Source organism: Pseudomonas sp. JDS08PS003 (assembly GCF_045013505.1).
Classification (GTDB): domain Bacteria; phylum Pseudomonadota; class Gammaproteobacteria; order Pseudomonadales; family Pseudomonadaceae; genus Aquipseudomonas; species Aquipseudomonas protegens_B.
This window is the reverse complement of the sequence record NZ_CP120724.1, coordinates 4,432,566-4,450,854: the sequence shown is the minus strand read 5'-3', so window position 1 is coordinate 4,450,854 and position 18,289 is coordinate 4,432,566. Positions and strand designations below refer to the sequence as shown.

The following is an 18,289-nucleotide window of genomic DNA, read 5'->3' as shown; positions in this document are numbered from 1 at the left end:
TTCCCGCTGGGGGAAAGCGCCGCCGCCCCTGTAACCTCCAAGTCCGTTTTTTCACTCAGGACTTGCATGAACACGCTCTCGGAGCCCCCCAGTCGGCGCTCTTCCTTCGCTTTGCCCCATGACTTCTCGCGCCCTCCGGCCACATTGAGACGCAGACGCTCAGGCAGTCATTCTCCCGGCCGTACTTCCCCGGCTTTTGCCACTTCCCGCCCTGACCAGCCCGCCACCAAGGTTGCGCATGCCCTGCACCTTGGCGCTTCGTCGCGCCTGGCCGTTTGAATGTTCTGGAGAACTTGAGTCGTTATGGAATGGATCGCAGACCCCACGGCCTGGCTTGGCCTTTTGACCCTGATCGTCCTGGAGCTGGTGCTGGGCATCGACAACCTGGTGTTTATCGCCATCCTTGCCGACAAGCTGCCGCCGGAGCAGCGTGACCGCGCCCGCTTGATCGGCCTGTCCCTGGCACTGCTGATGCGCCTGGGCCTGCTGGCCAGCATCTCCTGGATGGTGACCCTGACCCAGCCGCTGTTCGAGGTGTTCGACAAGAGCTTTTCCGGCCGCGACCTGATCATGCTGTTCGGTGGTGTGTTTCTGCTGTTCAAGGCCACCATGGAGTTGCATGAGCGTCTGGAGGGCCATGTCAGCCAGCGCGCCGGCAGTGCCACTTACGCCTTGTTCTGGCCGATCGTGGCGCAGATCGTGGTGCTTGATGCAGTGTTCTCCCTGGACGCGGTGATTACCGCCGTGGGCATGGTGGAACATCTGTCGGTGATGATGATTGCGGTGGTGGTTTCCATCGGCGTGATGATCGTCGCCAGCAAGCCGCTGACCCGTTTCGTCAACGAACACCCGACGGTGATCATGCTGTGCCTGGGCTTCTTGATGATGATCGGCTTCAGTCTGACCGCCGAAGGCCTGGGCTTCCATATTCCCAAGGGCTACCTGTACGCGGCCATCGGCTTCTCGATTCTGATCGAGGTGTTCAACCAGATCGCCCGGGCCCGACGCAAGAAGTCCATGCAGGGCCTGCGCCCGATGCGTGAGCGCACGGCCTATGCGGTGATGCGCCTGCTGGGTGGTCGTAAGCTGGCGGCGGAAGAGGTGGGTGAGGAAATCGCCGACTTGCTGGAGGACGGTGATGCGCCGAGCAGCGAGCTGTTCGACCGCCGCGAACGGGTGATGATCAGCGGCGTACTGCAGTTGGCGGAGCGGCCGATCCGTACGCTGATGACGGTGCGGGCCGAGGTCGACTCCATCGACCTGACGGACAGCCCGGAGAGCATCCGGACCAAGCTGATGCACTCGTCCTATTCGCGCCTGCCGCTGATTCGCGATGGTGCGGTGGATGAGCCGCTGGGCTTCGTGCACAAGAAGGAATTGCTCAAGGAATACCTGGCCGGCAACGAGCCGAACCTTGAGCACCTGGCGCGCAAGACCATCAACCTGCTGGACAGTTTTTCGATCCTCAACGCCCTGGAACAGATGCGCAAGGCGTCGACGCACATCGCCTTCGTGATCAATGAATTTGGCGACTTCATGGGCATCCTGACCATGACCGACATTCTCGAATCCATTGCCGGCGAGCTGCCGGATGCCAGCGAGGTCGAAGGGCCGGATGTGGTGGAGCAAGAGGGTGGGTTCCTGGTCAATGGCGCCCTGAACCTGCCCCAGGTGCGCCAGCGTACCGGCTTTGGCGCCGAGCCTACCGAGGACTACCAGACCCTGGCCGGCCTGGTAATGAGCCTGCTGGATCGTCTGCCGGTCAAGGGCGACCGCTTGGAATGGGATGGTTGGAGCATTCAGGTGATGGCGGTGGAAGAGCGCCGCGTGACCCAGGTCCTGCTGTCCCGCCAGGCGCCTGCCTGACGGATGAGGGCTTTCACTGGCCCGCCTTGGTCATGAGCAACTGATCCAGTAGCGGTTTGCCCCACGGGCGGTAACGCAGGGAAAACACCGCGGTGGCATGGCAGGCGCCGGGGCGGGCGTCAGGCGCCGCCGGTTCGGCACGGAACGGCTGGCCCTCGGCGCTGGTCTGGCGGAAGGCCTCCCGGACGATGCCGACCCCGCAGGGCAGGGCGGCGGCGTAGCTGTCGCGCACCCCCGGCGCCAGGCGCCCGGTACCGGCGCCGTCCTGCCACCAGACCTGTATGCCGCCGGCGGCCAGTTCGCCGAGCCAGGCGCCATTGACCCGGGGCGCCAGGTGCCCGGCGCTGAAGGCGCTCAGGTGCAGCGGCGCATCGAGCTGATGGGCGAAGTCCTGGAGTTGGTGCTGCAAGGTGCTACGCCGCTCCGCGGCCTGGAAGCGCAGGTCGTCCAGTTCCATGGGCAGGTACCAGCCGCTGACCGGCAGCTTCCAGTCTTTGCGCAGCCTGTGCTGGCGCTCCAGGGACCCGGCCAACTGCGCTTGCCAATAGGTTTCCAGACCGGCGCTGTCCAGTTGCTCGATGCGCTGGTAATAAGCCGGGTCCATGTACAGCCCAAGGACCAGTTGCAGGCCTTGTTCCCGAGCCTGGCGCAGGCTGTCGGCGAGCCAGCCGTGAGCATTGCCCAAGTGCGAGTCGCCGTAGGCGGTCCACTGCACGATCAGGGTGCGTACGCCTTGGCGGGCGCTGGCCTGCCAGATCTCGCGCCACTGTTCGCGGCTCAGCGCCGCATCGCTGTTCAGCGGCTGGTAGAACAGCCGCTCCTCGGCCTGGGCGCCGAGGTTCAGGCCCAGGTACAACAGGGTGATCAACGTCAGTCGTTTCATCAGAAATTCAGCTCCACGCCCACCAGGACGCCGTTGCTCCCTTCGTACAGGTTGCCTCCCAGGGATTGTTGATATTCGGCGCGTATCGTCAGGCGGCTGCGATAGGCGTTGTACTGGTCATCGTCGAACCCGTACTGCCAGCGCAGGCCGACCCCGGTACGCAGGTCCTGGCGCCAGTGGTTGCGCGGGTCCTGGGCGGCCAATTCGAGAAACCCGTAGGGCATCAGGGTCTGGGCAGTGCTGACCGGCAGTTTCCAGGCGTGGCCCTGTTGGTAGCGCGACAGCCATTGATGGTCACCTGCCTTGGTCCACCAGGCGGCGTCCAGGTAGAGGAAGCGCTCGTCCCAGTCGCTCTCGTCGATCCGCCAGTCATTGCGGTACTGGCCCTGGTCGAGGAACGAGGCGGTGCCCCGCAGCAGGTAGTCGGTGCTGGTGTGGCCGCGTTTGCGATGGTCGTTGAGCTGGTCCAGCAGGCGCACGGGGTCGAGCATCTGACCCAGGCTCAGGCCGTGGTTGTCCTGGTCGTCGAACTGGCTTTGCTTGTAGAGCTCGCCGTAGAAGTTGATGTTGGCGTTGCCCCAGGGCTTGTAGCGCAGGCCCAGGCCGGCAGCGGCCGACTCACCGTAGGAGGAGCGCCCGCGGCCGCCGAGCAGGGTGCGGCCGTAGACCGACAGGCTGCTGCCGTTGCGGCTTGGTTCTTCGCCCAGGGCGTGGTCCCACATGGCCACCTGGACGTTCTGCGATTGCGGGCGGCGGTGGTGGCCCTGGTGCTGGCTGTTGGGCAACAGACTGTTATGGGTGGAGACCCCGCCCGGCGACCAGGTGCTGGCGAGGGTCAGACTGTCGCGCCGGGACAGGGTTTCGTGGGCGCGGCGCTGACGGTAGCGACGGGCTTGCATGCTGCCATTCTCATCGTTGGCGGCCACCGGATGCTGCTCCAGGTCGATGACCCGGCGCAGTTCCTTGCGGGCGCCGAGGCTGTTTTCGATTTCGTCATAGCGCCAGGCCAGGCTCTCGCCCAGGCGATAGTCTTCGGGGAAGTCTCGAGTGGCCTGTTGCAGGTAGGGAATGGCCAGGCGCCGCTGCTCCGGAGTTCGGGTGCCGGCCAGGCGCATGCCGTAGTCGGCGCGAAAGCGTGGGTTGTTCGGCTCCAGGCGCACGGCCTCGGCCAGCCACAGGGTGCTCTGTGACAGGTCGCCGGCCTTCTGGGCGGTTACCGAGGCTGCGTAGTGGTGCCCGCCATTGGCTGACGGCCCGAGGGCCTGACGCTGACGTTCCAGAGCGCCGCTGTAGTCGCCACGCTGCTCGGCAATGGCGGCGCCCAGGGCCCACTCATCGGCGCCACGGGTCTGGCTCTGTTGCCAGTAGTGCTCGGCGCTGGCGTTGTCGCCCAGATTCAAGGCGCTGCGGCTGGCGGTGAGGCGGGCGTTGTCGCTCAGTTGCCTGTCCGGCACGCTGCGCCAGATGGCCAAGGCACCGGCCGAATCACCGGAGGCTTCAAGGGCATAGGCCAGCGGCAAGCGGCTGCTGCGATCTCCCAGGCGTTCGGCGGCCTGGTACCAGGCCACGGCGGCGCCGGGTTGTCCGGGCATGGCGCAACGGCCCAGGGCCCGGTATTCCCCGATTTCCCTTGGGCGTGGGCCGATGGCTTGTTGCACCGCGTCGCAACCACCGTTTTGCGCCAGTTGCGCGAGCAGTTGACCGCGGGTGATGGGATCGACCCGCTTGAGCAGTGCACCCAGGCGGCGCAACTGTGCCGGAGTCAACGCAGATGAGGCGGCGTACAGCCCGGCCAGGCGTTGCAGCGAGGAGGCGGGCAAGCCGCCGCCGTGGCGGTCGTAGGCCTGCTCCAGCAGGGCCTGAGCGTGGGCCTTCCGGCCGTTGTCGAGGGCCAGGTAGGAGGCTTGGTCCAGGGCTGCCAGGTTGCCGGTCTGGCGGTACTGGCGCTCCCACAGTTCAGCGGCTTGGCGGGTGCGGCCCTGGGCCTGCAACAGCATGGCGCGCTGTTTCAGCACCGCCGGGGTTTGCTCCTGCTGGCTCAACCACTGGAGGGCCCGGGCGCCTTGGCCCTGTTTCAGCCAGACCTCCAGCAGACGCTCCCGGCGCGCCGTGTCCCAAGGCTCCGGCAGCCGCTGGCTTTGCAGCAGGTCGCCGGCCTGCAGGCGCTGGGCGAGCACCAACCAGGCCTGTGGGTCCTCTTTGGGCGAGCATTGATGCAACTGCCGGAGGGCGGCGTCAGGGTCATGCCGGGACAACCACTCCGCGGTTTCCAGGCAAGGTCGCTGCAGCTCGGCACTCAGGCGCAGCACGGTTTCGCTGTCGTTCTCCTGGCGGGCCAGTTCCCAATGCTGTACCCGCAGGACCGGATCGGCCTGATCCTGCATAGGCAGGCGCAGGATCCAGCGCTGGGCCTGGGCCCGGTAACCCAGGGCGATGGCTCGTTCGATCATCGCCAGATGGACCTTGTGGGCAGCTTGCGGACTGGGTGCCTGTTTCAGCAGGGCTTGCAGCTTGCTTTCGTCCAGGTGCTGCATGTAGGCGTTGGCCAGGCGCTGCCAGCCGTCTGCATCGAGCTGCTGGCGGGCTGCTACGGGTTCGAGCTGGGCAATCACTTCATCCCAGTTGCGCAGCTGTTCGGACCAGCTGGCGCTGGCCAGGCGCAGTTGGCTGTCGTCGCCCTTGTCCGGCAGTTTCGCCAGCCATTGATGGGCACGGGCGGCGCCGCCGAACTTGGCCAGGCTCATGCTGTAGGCCTGCCACAGGCGGATGCGATGTTCCAGCGCACTGCTGTCGATCCAGCGTTCCACTTGCCGGGGGCCGGGAGGGTCCTGTTCGATCCAGGTCAGGCGCAGCTCCAGCAGGGCCGCGCTGTCTGGTGGCAGGGTGTGCATGGCTTGCAACGCATCCTTGTAACGGCGTTGCCTGGCCAGGGCCTGGGCCAGCAGGCCCTGAGCCTCCTGGTTTTTCGGCACCTGTTGCAACAGGTGCCGGGTCAGACGTTCCACTTCCTTCCAGTTGCCTTTGTGCGCTTCGCGGTAGCTGCGATCCAGATAGGGATAGCTGCGAAAACGCTCGAATTCGCTCAGGGCTTCGGTCTGCGCCAGGGGCAGGCCGGACAGGCTCAGCAGCAGGCCGCCCAGGAGCAGTTGATTGCGCGTGTTCATGCATCCTCCCGCGCGAAGATGCGGTAGGCCGCTTGTTGTTCACTGGCCTGGTCTGCCAGGGCCTGTTGCAGCACCTGAGGCGTGATCATGCCGCGCTCCAGCAGATGTTCACCGAGGGAGCCGCGATCGGCGTCGTAGTCGATCATCGCCTGGTTGAACAGGCTGGGCGGAACCAGGCCACGCACTTGCAGCAGGCTGCCGATTTGCACCTGATGACGGCTGACCCGTTCCAGCAGCGCTTCATCGTCCTGACGCCGTTCCAGGGTGGCGAGCATGCGTCGGGTTTCCTCGCCCTGATGTTGGCCGGCATACCAGTGGCGGATACCCAGGGTCACCCGGCCCTGAGGTGCCAGGCGGCAGGTTACCGGGCGCTTGAGCTGGCGACTGATGGCCCCCAGGGACACTTGGCTCACGGGGTCTTCGGAAGCCAGGATCAGGGTTTCGCCCTGCTCGGCCACCGGCAGCACAGCGTATTGCACGGCAATGCGCCGGGGCATGCTGGCGATCAGTTGCGGATCGAGCTTGAACGGGTTCAGTGGCGCCCATTGCAGATCGAACTGTGCCGCCAGTTCCTGCACCAGTTGGGTGCTGTCGATGTAGCCCCGCAATAGCAATTCGCGGCCCAGGCGCCGACGCACCGGGCTGGTGATTGCCGCTTCGAGCTGCTCTTCACTGAGCAGGCCCTTTTCCAATAGGCGTTGGCCCAGGGGCGTGCGCTGGGCCTTGGTCAGGGCGGGAAACTCATGGGTGGTCTTGTCCCAGGCCACACGTCGCGAATCGCCCATCTGCAGTACTTGGCGCAGGGCTCGCAGGTTGGCGAAGAAGTTGACGAAGTTGCTCCACATCATCCGCGGTGCCGACAACAGTCCCTGCACCAGCCCATAGAAGCGGGTAACGAACCAGGCTCGCTGGAACAGGCGGTTGAGCAGCATCAGGCCGTTGAGCCAGAGCAGCGCCACCAGCAGCGAGCTGTCGCTCAGGATTGATTGGAAGTGCCAGGCATCCGGGGTCAGCACAGTGATCAGCCACAGGCTCAGCAGCACCAGAAACAGCAGGTTGACCATGAAGCTCAGCAGGTAGGCGATCAGCCCTCGACGGTCGCGCCAGAGGAAGTAGTTGAGCAGGCCCGTGCGGCTCCAGCCCAGGTTGGTAGTGCCCTGGAACACGATACCGACGATCCAGCGGGACTTCTGCCGGACGGCGTGCTGCCAGTTTCGGGGGAAGTGTTCGCGCACGCAGATCACCTGGGCGAACTGGCGGTTCATGCCCGGTACCCATTGGTAGTCCAGGGCCAGTTTGGGGTCGTTTATCGAGTAGCGGGCAAAGATGCACTTCATGCCTTTTTGCTTCAGGCGAAAACCGATGTCGTAGTCCTCGGTCAGGCTCTGCACGTCGAAGGCGATGCCGTCGCCGTCTTCCAGCAGGGCGCTGATGGCGCGGCGGCTGAAGCAGGTGCCGACCCCGGCGCTGGGCACCTGGCCGGTCAGGGCCTCGCGCACGATTACGTCCTTGCCGTGGTTCTCGGCGAATTCGTCGACATAATGTCCGGCGGTGAAACCTTGCCACTGCGGCGCGTAGGGGTAGACCGGGATCTGGATCAGGTCCTTGTTGGGCAGCAGGTAGTTGTACAGGCGCAGTTCCATGGGTGAGATCACGTCTTCGGCGTCATGCAGGATGAAGCCGGCGAACTCGATCTTCGCCTCGCTCTGGAAGCGCAGGATGGCGTCGATGATGTTGTTCAGGCAGTCGGCCTTGCTGGTGGGACCGGGGCGTGCGCAGACCACCTTGTGCACGTTGGGGTAGTGCAGGCACACCGCGTCGACGTCGGCCTGGGTCTCGGCGTCGTTGGGGTAGGTACCGACGAAGATCTGGTAGTTTTCGTAGTCGATGGTGGACGCCGCCAGGCGCGCCATCTCGCCCACCACACCCACCTCGTTCCAGGCCGGGACCATGATCGCCAGCGGTTTTTCCGGGGTCGCGAACAGCCGTTCCTCGTCTGCCGGCTTGAACTTTTCGTAGATCCGCCAGCGCCGGATCAGCCTGCGGCTCCAGTACACCAGGTCTATGAACAGGTCATCCAGGCCCAGCAGGAACATCAGCAGGGCCAGGCTGATTGCCAGGTATTTGAGGCCGTAGAGGATGTAGATGAAGGCATCGACCAAGTCCAGGCTCATGCCCTGTCACGCAGGGCTTGAGCCTCCAGCCAGGTGCATAGGCGGCGGGCGATGCGCTCACTGGCATGGCCGTCGCCACAGGGGCTGTGTACCCGGCTCATGCGGGCATGGAACTCGGCATCGTCCAGCAATGCACTGGCATGGCGCACGATACGTTCGCGGTCGGTGCCCACCAGCAACACGGTGCCGCCCTCTAGCACCGACGGCCGTTCGGTGACGTCGCGCAGTACCAGCAGCGGCTTGCCGATGGCCGGCGCCTCTTCCTGGATGCCGCCGGAGTCGCTGAGGATGAAGTACGAGCGCCCCATCAGCCAGACAAAATGCTGATAGTCCTGAGGCGCTATCAGGTAGATGTTGGGTGTGTCCGAGAGCAGGCCATAGACCGCGCTCTGCACCTGCGGATTGAGGTGCACCGGGTACACGAACTGCACGTCCGGGTAGCGTTGGGCCAGGGTGGCCAGGGCTTCGCAGATGTCGCGGAAACCGTCGCCGAAATTCTCCCGGCGATGGCCGGTGATCAGCACCATGCGCCGGTTGTGTTCCAGCACCGCCAGGGGCGAATCGGCGGCGGGGCGCCATTGGGTCTGTTGCTGGTGGTGACGCATCCACAGCAGCGCATCGATCACCGTGTTGCCGGTGACCTCGATGTTCTCCACGGGCACGTTTTCCCGCAGCAGGTTGGCCTGGGCCTCGGCAGTCGGAGCGAAGTGCAGGTCGGCGATGACCCCGGTCAGGCGCCGGTTGGCTTCCTCGGGCCAGGGCGCCCTGAGGTTGCCGGTACGCAGCCCGGCCTCGACGTGGCCGATGGGCAACTGGCGGTGAAAGGCGGCGAGGGCGGCGATAAAGCTGGTAGTGGTGTCGCCATGCACCAGGACGATGTCCGGTTGCAGGCGCTCGAAGGTGGTATCCAGATGGATCAGCAGTTGTTGCGAGAGGCCGTTGAGGGACTGGCCCTGGGTCATCACTTCCAGGTCTTTGTCGACTTGCAACTCGAAGGAATCCAGTACCTGTTTGAGCATCTCCCGATGTTGGCCGGTGGAACAGATGTGCAGTTGCAGACCTGGCCAGTGTTTTAGAACCCGGGCCAGTGGAGCCATCTTGATTGCCTCAGGGCGTGTACCGAAAACCATCATGACTTTAAAAGGCATGTCCCCTCCTTGGGTGCGATGCAATCGGAACGAACGTTGAATCAAAGCAGTGCTAACTACTCCTGTCCAGCAGGGGCAGGGACGCTGTGCTATCGCTCAAGTGTGCAGTTGCTGAAAAAAGAGGATGTTGCGGCGATCTTGAGGTTAAATTCCTTTGTATGGCGCAATACTGCTTTGAAGATGCAGGATCATGCTTTCTCGATCTTCGACAGGGCACCTCCACGTCAGTGAAATGCTTGTCACAAAATTGACGCTAATGCCACTTGTCGGGAGGTTGAAAATCCGTCGCGTGCGATCGTGTCAAAATGATGTCGCTCGCTGTTAAAATGCGCGTCATCCCCCGTCCTGGGGGGTGCAGGTATGGGTGGCAGTCTGTTTTGTGGAGTAGTGCTGTGGGTCGTGCTTTAGCGGTGTATGTAGTAGCAATGGCCCTGGTGCTGGGGTGTTTTGCCTGGGCAATGACGGCGGTCTACAACTGAGCGCTCAGCACTTTTCGAACCTTCCCCGGACCCTGTTCAGTGGTCCTTCAGCGTTGTTTGTCCCGGCCCATGATCAGCAGGGCCTGGTTCAGCCATTGTCCGGGGTGGGTAGATCCCGTTCGGCGGCCTGGGCCTGGAACCAGTTCAATACGGTTTCGCAGGCCGGGTGCGCGGCGCCGCTGTCGCGCAGCCACAGGGCATAGACGCCACCGGTCTTCAGTGCTGCGCCGAAGGGTATCAGCAGGCTGCCCCGGGCGATCGAGTCCTGGGCCAGGATCAGGTCGGTCATGGCCACTCCCAGCCCTCGTGCCGCGGCGTCCAGGGCCAGGTCGTCGAGGTTGAACAGGATGTGCTTGTAGCTGCGAGGGGTCAGATCGTCCTGGGCTTGCAGCCAAGCGGTCCACTCCTGGCGGCTAATGGAGCCGTGGATCAGCGCATGCCCCGCCAGTTCCTCCAGGGAGCGCGGCGGCTGTTGCCCGTCACTCAACTGCGGTGCACATACCGGCACCAGGTACTCGTCGAACAGCAGTGTCAGCGGTCGTTCGTCCAGGCCTTCGGGCAGGTACAGCACATAGGCATCACAGTCGCCACCGGTGTCCACCAGGGCGCCCCCCACCGTCTCGATGGACAGGCACAGTCCGGGGTTGGCGGCGTAGAAGCCACTGAGCCGGGGCAGCAGCCAGCGCACCGCCAGGGACACGAAGATGCGGATACGGAACGGTCGGTCCAGGGGCGCCGGGGCCAGGCGTTCCTGCAGCGCTCCCAGGGACCGGAGAATCTCGCTGGCCACGCTGCAGGCATCGCGGCCCTGGTCGGTCAGTGACACTCGTCGACTGCTGCGTTCGAACAGGGTCACTCCGTAGTGCTCCTCCAGTTGCTGGATCTGCCGACTCACTGCGCTCTGGGTCAGGTGCAGGCGCGCGGCGGACTCGGTGAAACTCTGGGTCTGGGCCACGTTGAGCAGGGTCTGCAAGGCTTGCAGCGAGGGCAGTCGAAGAGGGTTATCCATGCGTTTTCCGAATAGATCAATGAATTAATAACGTTCGAAATCCAGCTTGGGTCGCCATAGATTGTCGGCATGTGGCGCCGGCGTGGATTCCCTGTTGAATGCTCCTGGCGCATGGATTGTGAAGGAGTGGCAGGCTTTGAACAATGTATGTGGCTGGATCGCCCTGGCGGGGGAAGCCCCTCAGCGGCCGACACTCAAGGGCGTGCAGAAAACCGACTGGCTGATCATCGGCGGCGGCATTACCGGCCTCTCGGCGGCCCACGCCCTGGCGCGGATGTTTCCCCAGCAGCGCATCGTCCTGCTGGATCGTCAGCGTGCGGCCCAGGGCGCCTCGGCGCGCAATTCGGGGTTTGTGGTCAGCCATGAACTGCCGGGTGCCGACGAACTGATCGACCGCCCTGGTTATCCGGCCTATCAGGTCGCCTCGCGGGTGGGTTTCGCCGCCGGCGAGGAGGTGCGCCAGCGTATTGCCGAACTGGCCATCGAGTGCGAGTTCAATGACGGCGGCTACCACTTCGCCGTGCATCAGCCCCAGCATCTGCAAGACAGTGCCGCGCGGGTCGCCACCTTGAATGCAGTCGGGGCTCAGGCCTGCTATCTGGAAGGCCCGGCGCTGCAGCAACGCCTGGGCAGCGCTTTCTATCAGCGGGCAATTCACTGCGCCGGTGGCAACGCCTTGCTGCAGCCGGCCAAGTACGTGAAGGGCCTGCTGCAAGCGTTGCCCGAGCGCGTGGATGTCTATGAAAACAGCCCGGTGGACGACCTGCGACCCGTGCCCGGCGAGGGTTGGCGGGCGCAGACCCGAGAGGGCGAGATCAAGGCGGCCCAGGTGCTGGCTTGTGTCGGCGCGTTCCTGCCTCGGGTTGGCGTCAAGCACAGCGGCACCTTTCCCCTGGAGCTGAGCGCCAGCATCACCCGGCCGCTGCCAGAACAACCCTGGCAGAGCCTATTGGACGAGCAGGGCTGGGGCGTGCTTTCCACCCTGCCGGGAGCGGCCACCGTGCGCCTGCTGCCAGGGCGCCGGCTGCTGATGCGCAATACCGTCGAATACCGCCAGCGTGACCTGGGGCTGGCGCAGTTGGCGGTACGCCGCGAGGCACATCTGCGGGGTCTGCAAAAGCGCTTTCCCGGGATCACCGATGCCGATCTGCAATACACCTGGACCGGACACCTGAGCGGCACCCGCTCTGGCGAACCCTATTTCAGCCGGGTAGCCGAGGGCCTGCACACAGTGGCCGGTTGCAACGGCTCCGGGGTTGCCCGGGGCACCCTGTGGGGGCGGCTGCTGGCGGAAATGGCGGCCGGCGGCGACTCGCCGCTGTTGCGCGATGTGTTGTCCCAGGCCCGCCCCGGCTACCTGCCGCCGCGACCGTTTTTTGACATTGGAGCAAGCTTGCGCATGGGCTGGGAAGTGCAGCGCGCGCGACACGAACGTTAACCGTCGCGGCGAAAAATCGCCGCAATAATAAGAGCACAGAGGGCGGCAATATGATCAATCGCACCACTACGGCACTGTTATCCCTGGCCTTGTGCGCCACAGGCGCACAGGCGGCAGAAACAGTGAGCATCGCCAACTGGAGCGGCTATATCGCTCCCGACACCTTGAGCGAGTTCACCCAACGCACCGGCATCCAGACCACCTACGACGTGATCGACAGCAACGAGACCACCGAGGCCAAGTTGATGACCGGTGGCAGTGGCTACGATCTGGCCAGCCCGTCCAACCACTTCCTGCCGCGGCTGATCCAGTCCGGGGCAATTCAGCCCCTGGACAAGAGCAAGCTGCCCAACTGGAACAACCTCGATCCCAAGCTGATGAAGCTGCTGGAAACCAGCGACCCGGGCAACCGGTACGGCATTCCCTACATGTGGGTGACCGTTGGCATCGGCTACAACGTCGACAAGATCAAGGCGATCTTCGGCAACACCGATGTCACCCAGTCCTGGCAGATGCTGTTCAAGCCAGAGAACATCCAGAAGCTCAAGCAGTGCGGCGTAGCCTTCCTCGACAACCCGACGCAGATGGTACCCATCACCCTCAAGGCCCTGGGGCTTGATCCCCACAGCGAACAGCCGGCAGACCTGAAGCAGGCCGAGGAGGCGCTGCGGGCCATCCGTCCTTCGATCCTCTACTTCCACCAGGCCAAGTACGTCAGCGACCTGGCGAACGGCAACATCTGCGTGGCCGTGGGTTTCAGCGGCGACGTGCTGCAAGCCATGGCCACCGCCCAGCAGGCGAAAAACGGCGTGAACATCGGCTACAGCATCCCTCGGGAAGGCTCTACCGTGGCCATGGACATGGTGGTGATTCCCAAGAACGCCCCGCACCTGGAAAACGCCTACGCCTACCTGAACTACCTGCTGGACCCCAAGGTTATCGCCAATATCAGCAACTTCGTGCAGTACGCCAACGGCAACGCGGCGTCCTTGCCTTACATCGAGCCACGGCTGCGTGACAACCCGGCCGCCTACCCGCCGCAATCGGTGCTCGACACCCTGTTCCCGATCAAGACCATGACCCCGGCCGGGATGCGCCTGAGCACTCGCCTGTGGACCCGGATCACCAGCGGCACCTGAGGGCAGGGGCGTTTCAAGCCACCGGAGCAGGGGCGCGCGGCAGAGGTGGGGAACTGTCATCTTCGGCTGATAGAACAGTGTATTTCCTACCACACCACAGCAAGCCTCGGTGGTGGGATCGGGCCGAGGAGATGCTGTCGCCAAGGATGCGCACTCATGCACAAGACACTGCTTATCGCTTCGCTGCTGCTATATGGCGCAGCGGCCCACGCCGCCGATCCCGCTGAAGTGCTCGGGCACGGCTTTGGCTCCCTGGGCTGCGTCGACCTGCAAGACCCCGACAGCAAGACCACCTGTGGTGCCCGGGCCTGGTCCAACGGCAAGGGCTGTCAGGGTTTGTCCAGCCAGGGCATGCGGGACAAATGCCTGGACGAGGCGCTGTATCCGCAGAGCCGCTCGACTCGCAGCCGTACCGCCAGGGCCAAGCCTCCTGCCCCTGCGGCGCAGGTTGCCATCCGGCACGCTATGGAGCCGCCTGCGCCGTTGTTGTCGGAGGGGGAGGCGAAGCGCTTGGAGGAGGTGCTTGGGGTCAATGGCTCCAGGCGTTGAGTCGCATCAATGCAGCGCAGGTTTTTGTACACGCCTCTTGCTGTCTGTATACTCCCGGCCCGGTGATTCGCTCCGGGGGCCGGAGCGGATGTAAGCAACCATGACTTGTCCGCTCTCGATAATGCGCAGGCGGCCCGCTGGAGAACATCAATCAATGGCCGGACCGACTGTCAGGGTGCTGTTGCCGCGCAAGATCGATGGTTTGGTCGAAAGCCTGGTACGGGCCTGCTTGGCCGAAGTAGCAGATCAGCCCTGGATGGGGACGGGATCGTTCTTCATTGAAGGCAGCCCCATGCTTTACGCGCTAGGGCCCGATTATCCAGAGGAACTGGCGGAATATGCCGGGCTGGCCGGGCCGTTGGGATGGCTCCCTGAAGGTATCCTGAGCCTGGTGGCCATGGATAAAGATCTGTTGGATCACCAACGGCTAGGACAGGCGGCGCTGGCGTTGGTCCGGCGCCTGGATGGCGTGGTGGCCTTCTGCGCCAGCATCCATGCCTACACCCGGGACAGCGAGTTTCTGGCGGGGCTGGCGATCATCGAGCATGAGGGCGAGAGCATTTTCAGCTCTGTGGACTTTGCGGCATGGTTGGGGCACCGGGATTTTCGACTGGTGAAATGATCCACGGCCACACGCCCGCACTGCCGCCCCGCCCACCACCTTCCGTAGGAGCTGGCTTGCCAGCGAAGGCGGCCGTGAGATCGCTTTCGCCGGCAAGCCGGCTCCTAAAGGGGAGAGGTCAGATCTTCTGTTGGTGTTCGGCGGCGTGCAGGCCCAGGTAGTAGGTCAGGTTGTCGTCGTTGATGCCCAGGGTGCCGAGAATCTGTGCCATGAAACTCACCGGTGCGCTGCCTGGGGCGGTGATCACGCGCTGGTCCGCGACGGCATGGGGCACCTCCTGATAGTGCGCGGCCCCGCCATAGTTCACTGCCAGCAGGTTGGCCGCCGAATTGGAGGTGTGCTTCACCGCGTCCAGCACCCCGGCCCGAGCCAGCTCGCGGGTGCCGTCACAGATACCGGCGATCACAATGTTGTGTGCCTGGGCAGCGCGCAGCAGGTTGCCGATGTCCGGCGCCTGGTCGCTTTGCCAGACGCTCCCGCCGCAGACCATCAGCAGATCCACTTCATCCAGACGAATGTCTTCCAACGCCAGGTCCGGGGTCACCCGCAGGCCGCCCATGGAGGTCACGATGGCGCCCTTGGGGGAAGCATAACGGCAGTCGAAGCCATAGTAGCCACGGCCGGTGGCGTTGATCAGGGCAGTTTCCCAGTCGGCGAAATTGTCGCAGATGATAGTGATGGCGCGGGTCACGTGGTTGTCCTTCCTTGGGGCAATGAGCATTGGCAGGGTGTCAGGGTAACCCGTTTTTCGGCTGGCGGATGGAGAAGCTTTTACTGCACAGGCGTAAATGTAGAAGTCTGTGGGACGACAGTGACAGCCGGCAATTGTCGTTGGCTTTTAAGGATGGGGCTCGCTTAAGATCCCGCGCCTTGACGTCACTGAATACAGAGCAAGGCGGTTCGTGAGTGAACCCATCAAAGGAACTGAACATGTACAGCTTTCTGAACGGGACCCCGGCGCAGTGCGGGTTATGGGGCGGCATTCTTCTGGTGCTGTCCGGTTGCCAATCCGGCTCGCCCAGCACCTTGCTATCCCAGGAAGAGCAGCAACAGCGGACAGATACGCAACTCTATGCCGCCACTGTACAGCAGGTGTTGCACCGCGAAAGCCTCAGGGCCAACCGCGAGAAACTGATGGGCAGCGTGGAGCTGGTCATGAAGTTCGATCGGCAGAATCAGGTCATCAGTTGTGAGGCGCAGAACAGCTCGGCACCTAGCGCACAAGCCTATCCCTACAACCCGAAGCTTGGGGAAATGGTCAAGGCAATCTGCTGGAATACGGTGTTTCCTCTAGCGCCTGCCACGGCTTTTGAGCCTGACGGCGTGCTGGAGGTCAAAGGGACTTTGATGTTCCCTCAGTTGACCCTGGAGTCCGAGCAGCTGAAGGCATTTGATTTCAAGGCCGTTCAATACGCCCAAAGTCATTTCTTCTGGGAACACACGCTGGCCCGCTTGCCGGTGGACAGCGTCGGGGTGGCCAGTTTCCAGGTCAAGGCCGATCCTCAGGGGCGTGTGCAGGAATGCTGGGTGAACCTGCGGGAAGTGCGTTACCGACCCGAGTCGTTCAAGCCTGACAATCAATTGCGCAATCGCGCCACAGAGCTATGTGAGCAGTTGGACTTGCGGCAGATGCCGGGTTTTTCGGTCGAGCAGGGCAAGGTGCAGCCGATCCACGCCAGCGTGTTTTACACACCGTGGAAAGGCGGGCCGAACAAGTCCGCGCGCCTTTCTCAGGCAAACGGCGGGGAGCGTTGAGCCTGGTTGTTGCTCAACGGTGAGCAGGTTTCACTAAAGCTTTTGCGATTGGCCCGCAGCCCCGCTAGCGGCGATTACACCTGCTGTGGCAGGAGCGAGCTTGCTCGCGAAGACGGTAGCTGGCGATTCCCCGCGGCCACGGGTATAACAGCGGCCTTTTCCCAAGGAGGCAGGGCCGATGTTCAAGTCAAAATGGTTGGGGTCGCTGGCAGCACTGCTCCTGGCGCAAGGGGCACAAGCCGAGCCGGGAGCCAACTGCCAGGAGCAGAAGGTGCAGGGTCACAGCGCGCAAATGTGCCTGCTCCCAGGTGCTGCTTTTCAGCACGACACTTACCGCCTGATCGTGGACGGCAGTCTGATCTTCAGTCTGACTGACGACTTCGCTGAAGACGTCACCCTGGTTCACCGCATCCCCGCGGGACCTGCCGTGGAATACCCGCTCTCGCGCCAAGGCACCAGCAGCGTCACCCTCAAGGGCGGCTGCGTACCGGTGAGCGAGGGCAATCTGGAAGTGGCGCGGTTGTGCAACTTTCACTGGGGCAGCGTGCCAGTGGTCAAGGACGTGCGCTTCAACTTTTAACCCCACGCAGCTCTGTAGGAGCCAGCTTGCTGGCGAAGGCGGTGGCAGTCCTGCCCTTGGCTGCCGGAGATCCCGGATCGGCCTCCTCGATAAGCTCGTGCGGCGTGCGTAACTTGGCCTTCTGTCCTGTCTTGGGCTGGTAGTTTCCCACCTTCATTTGCCACGTCCACATTCTTTCCCCATTGAGCTGGCTTGGTTGCGATCACAGCGACTGCCTCTGATCGGTTTCACTGTGGCTTCTTATGGCTCGGCTAATATTTGCAATGGTAAGGCAGCTGTTGCTTTGAATGTTTGGACTACTTGAAATAGCTGCTTGTTATTAGGCTGGGGTTGGTGGCTTGTGGGTGTGTTTGTGGTGTCTGCGTTTGTTATCGGTCAGTTGTTTTACCTTGTTTAAGCTCGTTAGGGAGAGTGCAAATGGGTAAGGATGATGCAGATAAGACTGAAAGCGATCTTAAGATGGAGGCTTATATAAGAAACGCCATTGAGCAGATTGCTGTAGATGCTATTAAAGATGCTGCGATTCGTGCTTTTCCTGTTCGGAAGGAACGTTACAGGGATCAACTGGTAAAGTACATTTTTGGCCCTGTTTTTGTCGGGGCGGCATTGGTAGGCGCTTTTTCTTTTTTCACCTCTTGCACAGCTTCAAAAATACAAGAAGATCAACAGAGGAGAGAGTTGCAGCGGGCGGAAAATATAGGTGTCTATCTCAAGTACAAACAGGCTCATAGATCGCGTTTGCTTCAAGGCTCATTGCTTGTATCTTCTTTGAAATGGGGGTTTACAACCGAGATTGTGAGTGAAAGAAAGCGTAACTATGATCTTGCGTATTTAAAGACAAATGAAATTTTCCCCGATGCGCGAGACTATCTTGGCAGGGTTGTGGTGCCTGCGGGCGTGGATAGCAAGGACACATATGACTTGACGATCGAGAAACTTCGTAATGTCACTACTGTGTATGATCTTGCGCTGACAGCTGGCTATGCTGTGAGAAATGATTGGGATCAGGGTATATGGACGGATCGCATAAGAAAAACACCTGATGTTGCGCTTTATAAGTTGAAAAGAGAACGCGACTGCAAAGTGAATAATACATTGATGCAATATCCGTATCATAAGAAGTTATATAATGCGACGGCCTTGAAAAATATATATACAAGTTGCACTGATGCTGTTTTTCAGCAGCTGGATGATGCTATACGAAAAGAGACTTCAAATAGTGTCGTTAGATTTTCGATCTGGAAGAAAAGCACCAGTGAAAAAATTGCCAAGGCCTGCGCACTTGAAGATGCAGAATTGAAAAAAGACGTGACTGAAGACTGCAGCAAGTCGGGCGAGGACATTGCTGCATCGAGCCCGAACGCCTTTCAGGTCAAGCGTTTGTAAAGCGCACTAGGTATTGAGCCTGAGGGAGGCATGCCAGGCTGATCCTCTTCGGGCAGTCTGGAGGGTAGGCGGGTCAGTCAATCCAGAAAATAATTTG

Annotated in this window: 14 protein-coding genes; 8 read left to right on the top strand and 6 right to left on the bottom strand. The window is 62.3% G+C overall.

Annotation, left to right across the window (positions count from 1 at the left end; all coding sequences use genetic code 11):
- Positions 1–303: 303 nt before the first annotated feature.
- The gene (locus tag P7C00_RS19770) at positions 304–1,866 is read left to right on the top strand and encodes a TerC family protein (RefSeq protein ID WP_404937175.1); all 1,563 of its coding nucleotides are present in this window, start codon (positions 304–306) and stop codon (positions 1,864–1,866) included.
- 13 nt (positions 1,867–1,879) lie between these two features.
- Here the strand turns inward: P7C00_RS19770 and P7C00_RS19765 are convergent, their stop codons facing one another.
- The 5 genes from P7C00_RS19765 to P7C00_RS19745 all read right to left on the bottom strand — a co-directional run bounded on the left by P7C00_RS19765 (position 1,880) and on the right by P7C00_RS19745 (position 10,723).
- Positions 1,880–2,749 carry a DUF4434 family protein gene (locus P7C00_RS19765; RefSeq protein ID WP_404937174.1) on the bottom strand — a complete coding sequence of 290 codons (870 nt, stop codon included), beginning with the start codon at positions 2,747–2,749 and terminating at the stop codon, positions 1,880–1,882.
- On the bottom strand, positions 2,749–5,913 hold the full coding sequence (locus P7C00_RS19760; protein WP_404937173.1) for an NfrA family protein: 3,165 nt from the start codon (positions 5,911–5,913) through the stop codon (positions 2,749–2,751). The genes P7C00_RS19765 and P7C00_RS19760 overlap by 1 nt, the downstream gene beginning before the upstream one ends.
- On the bottom strand, positions 5,910–8,087 hold the full coding sequence (gene nrfB / locus P7C00_RS19755) for a cyclic di-3',5'-guanylate-activated glycosyltransferase NrfB (RefSeq protein WP_346636215.1): 2,178 nt from the start codon (positions 8,085–8,087) through the stop codon (positions 5,910–5,912). Before nrfB ends, P7C00_RS19760 begins: the two co-directional genes overlap by 4 nt.
- Positions 8,084–9,235: a non-hydrolyzing UDP-N-acetylglucosamine 2-epimerase gene (gene wecB / locus P7C00_RS19750; protein ID WP_404937172.1), complete on the bottom strand. Its 1,152-nt coding sequence runs from the start codon at positions 9,233–9,235 to the stop codon at positions 8,084–8,086. Before wecB ends, nrfB begins: the two co-directional genes overlap by 4 nt.
- A 567-nt stretch (positions 9,236–9,802) precedes the next feature.
- Positions 9,803–10,723 (bottom strand): LysR substrate-binding domain-containing protein, encoded by a 921-nt coding sequence (locus tag P7C00_RS19745; RefSeq protein WP_404937171.1) that lies wholly within the window; start codon positions 10,721–10,723, stop codon positions 9,803–9,805.
- 136 nt (positions 10,724–10,859) lie between these two features.
- Here P7C00_RS19745 and P7C00_RS19740 point away from each other — a divergent pair, with 136 nt between their 5' ends.
- The 4 genes from P7C00_RS19740 (at position 10,860) to P7C00_RS19725 (ending at position 14,471) form a co-directional block, all read left to right on the top strand.
- A complete protein-coding gene (locus P7C00_RS19740) occupies positions 10,860–12,161 on the top strand; it encodes an NAD(P)/FAD-dependent oxidoreductase (protein WP_404937170.1) in 1,302 nt (433 codons plus the stop codon).
- A 50-nt stretch (positions 12,162–12,211) separates the two neighbouring features.
- Positions 12,212–13,300, top strand: coding sequence for a polyamine ABC transporter substrate-binding protein (locus tag P7C00_RS19735; protein ID WP_404937169.1), 1,089 nt, complete (start codon positions 12,212–12,214; stop codon positions 13,298–13,300).
- Between the two features lie 156 nt (positions 13,301–13,456).
- Positions 13,457–13,849 carry a hypothetical protein gene (locus P7C00_RS19730; RefSeq protein ID WP_404937168.1) on the top strand — a complete coding sequence of 131 codons (393 nt, stop codon included), beginning with the start codon at positions 13,457–13,459 and terminating at the stop codon, positions 13,847–13,849.
- 154 nt (positions 13,850–14,003) lie between these two features.
- Positions 14,004–14,471 carry a DUF6368 family protein gene (locus P7C00_RS19725; protein WP_404937167.1) on the top strand — a complete coding sequence of 156 codons (468 nt, stop codon included), beginning with the start codon at positions 14,004–14,006 and terminating at the stop codon, positions 14,469–14,471.
- A gap of 118 nt (positions 14,472–14,589) precedes the next feature.
- Here the strand turns inward: P7C00_RS19725 and P7C00_RS19720 are convergent, their stop codons facing one another.
- Positions 14,590–15,162 carry a type 1 glutamine amidotransferase family protein gene (locus P7C00_RS19720; protein ID WP_404937166.1) on the bottom strand — a complete coding sequence of 191 codons (573 nt, stop codon included), beginning with the start codon at positions 15,160–15,162 and terminating at the stop codon, positions 14,590–14,592.
- A 239-nt stretch (positions 15,163–15,401) separates the two neighbouring features.
- Between P7C00_RS19720 and P7C00_RS19715 the strand changes: the two genes are divergently transcribed.
- From P7C00_RS19715 to P7C00_RS19705, 3 genes are all read left to right on the top strand, one after another.
- Positions 15,402–16,226, top strand: a complete 825-nt coding sequence (locus P7C00_RS19715) for a hypothetical protein (RefSeq protein WP_346636223.1) — start codon at positions 15,402–15,404, stop codon at positions 16,224–16,226.
- A 178-nt stretch (positions 16,227–16,404) separates the two neighbouring features.
- Complete coding sequence (locus P7C00_RS19710) at positions 16,405–16,806, top strand: hypothetical protein (RefSeq protein ID WP_404937165.1); 402 nt, start codon at positions 16,405–16,407, stop codon at positions 16,804–16,806.
- A gap of 417 nt (positions 16,807–17,223) precedes the next feature.
- On the top strand, positions 17,224–18,192 hold the full coding sequence (locus P7C00_RS19705) for a hypothetical protein (RefSeq protein ID WP_404937164.1): 969 nt from the start codon (positions 17,224–17,226) through the stop codon (positions 18,190–18,192).
- Positions 18,193–18,289: the final 97 nt, after the last annotated feature.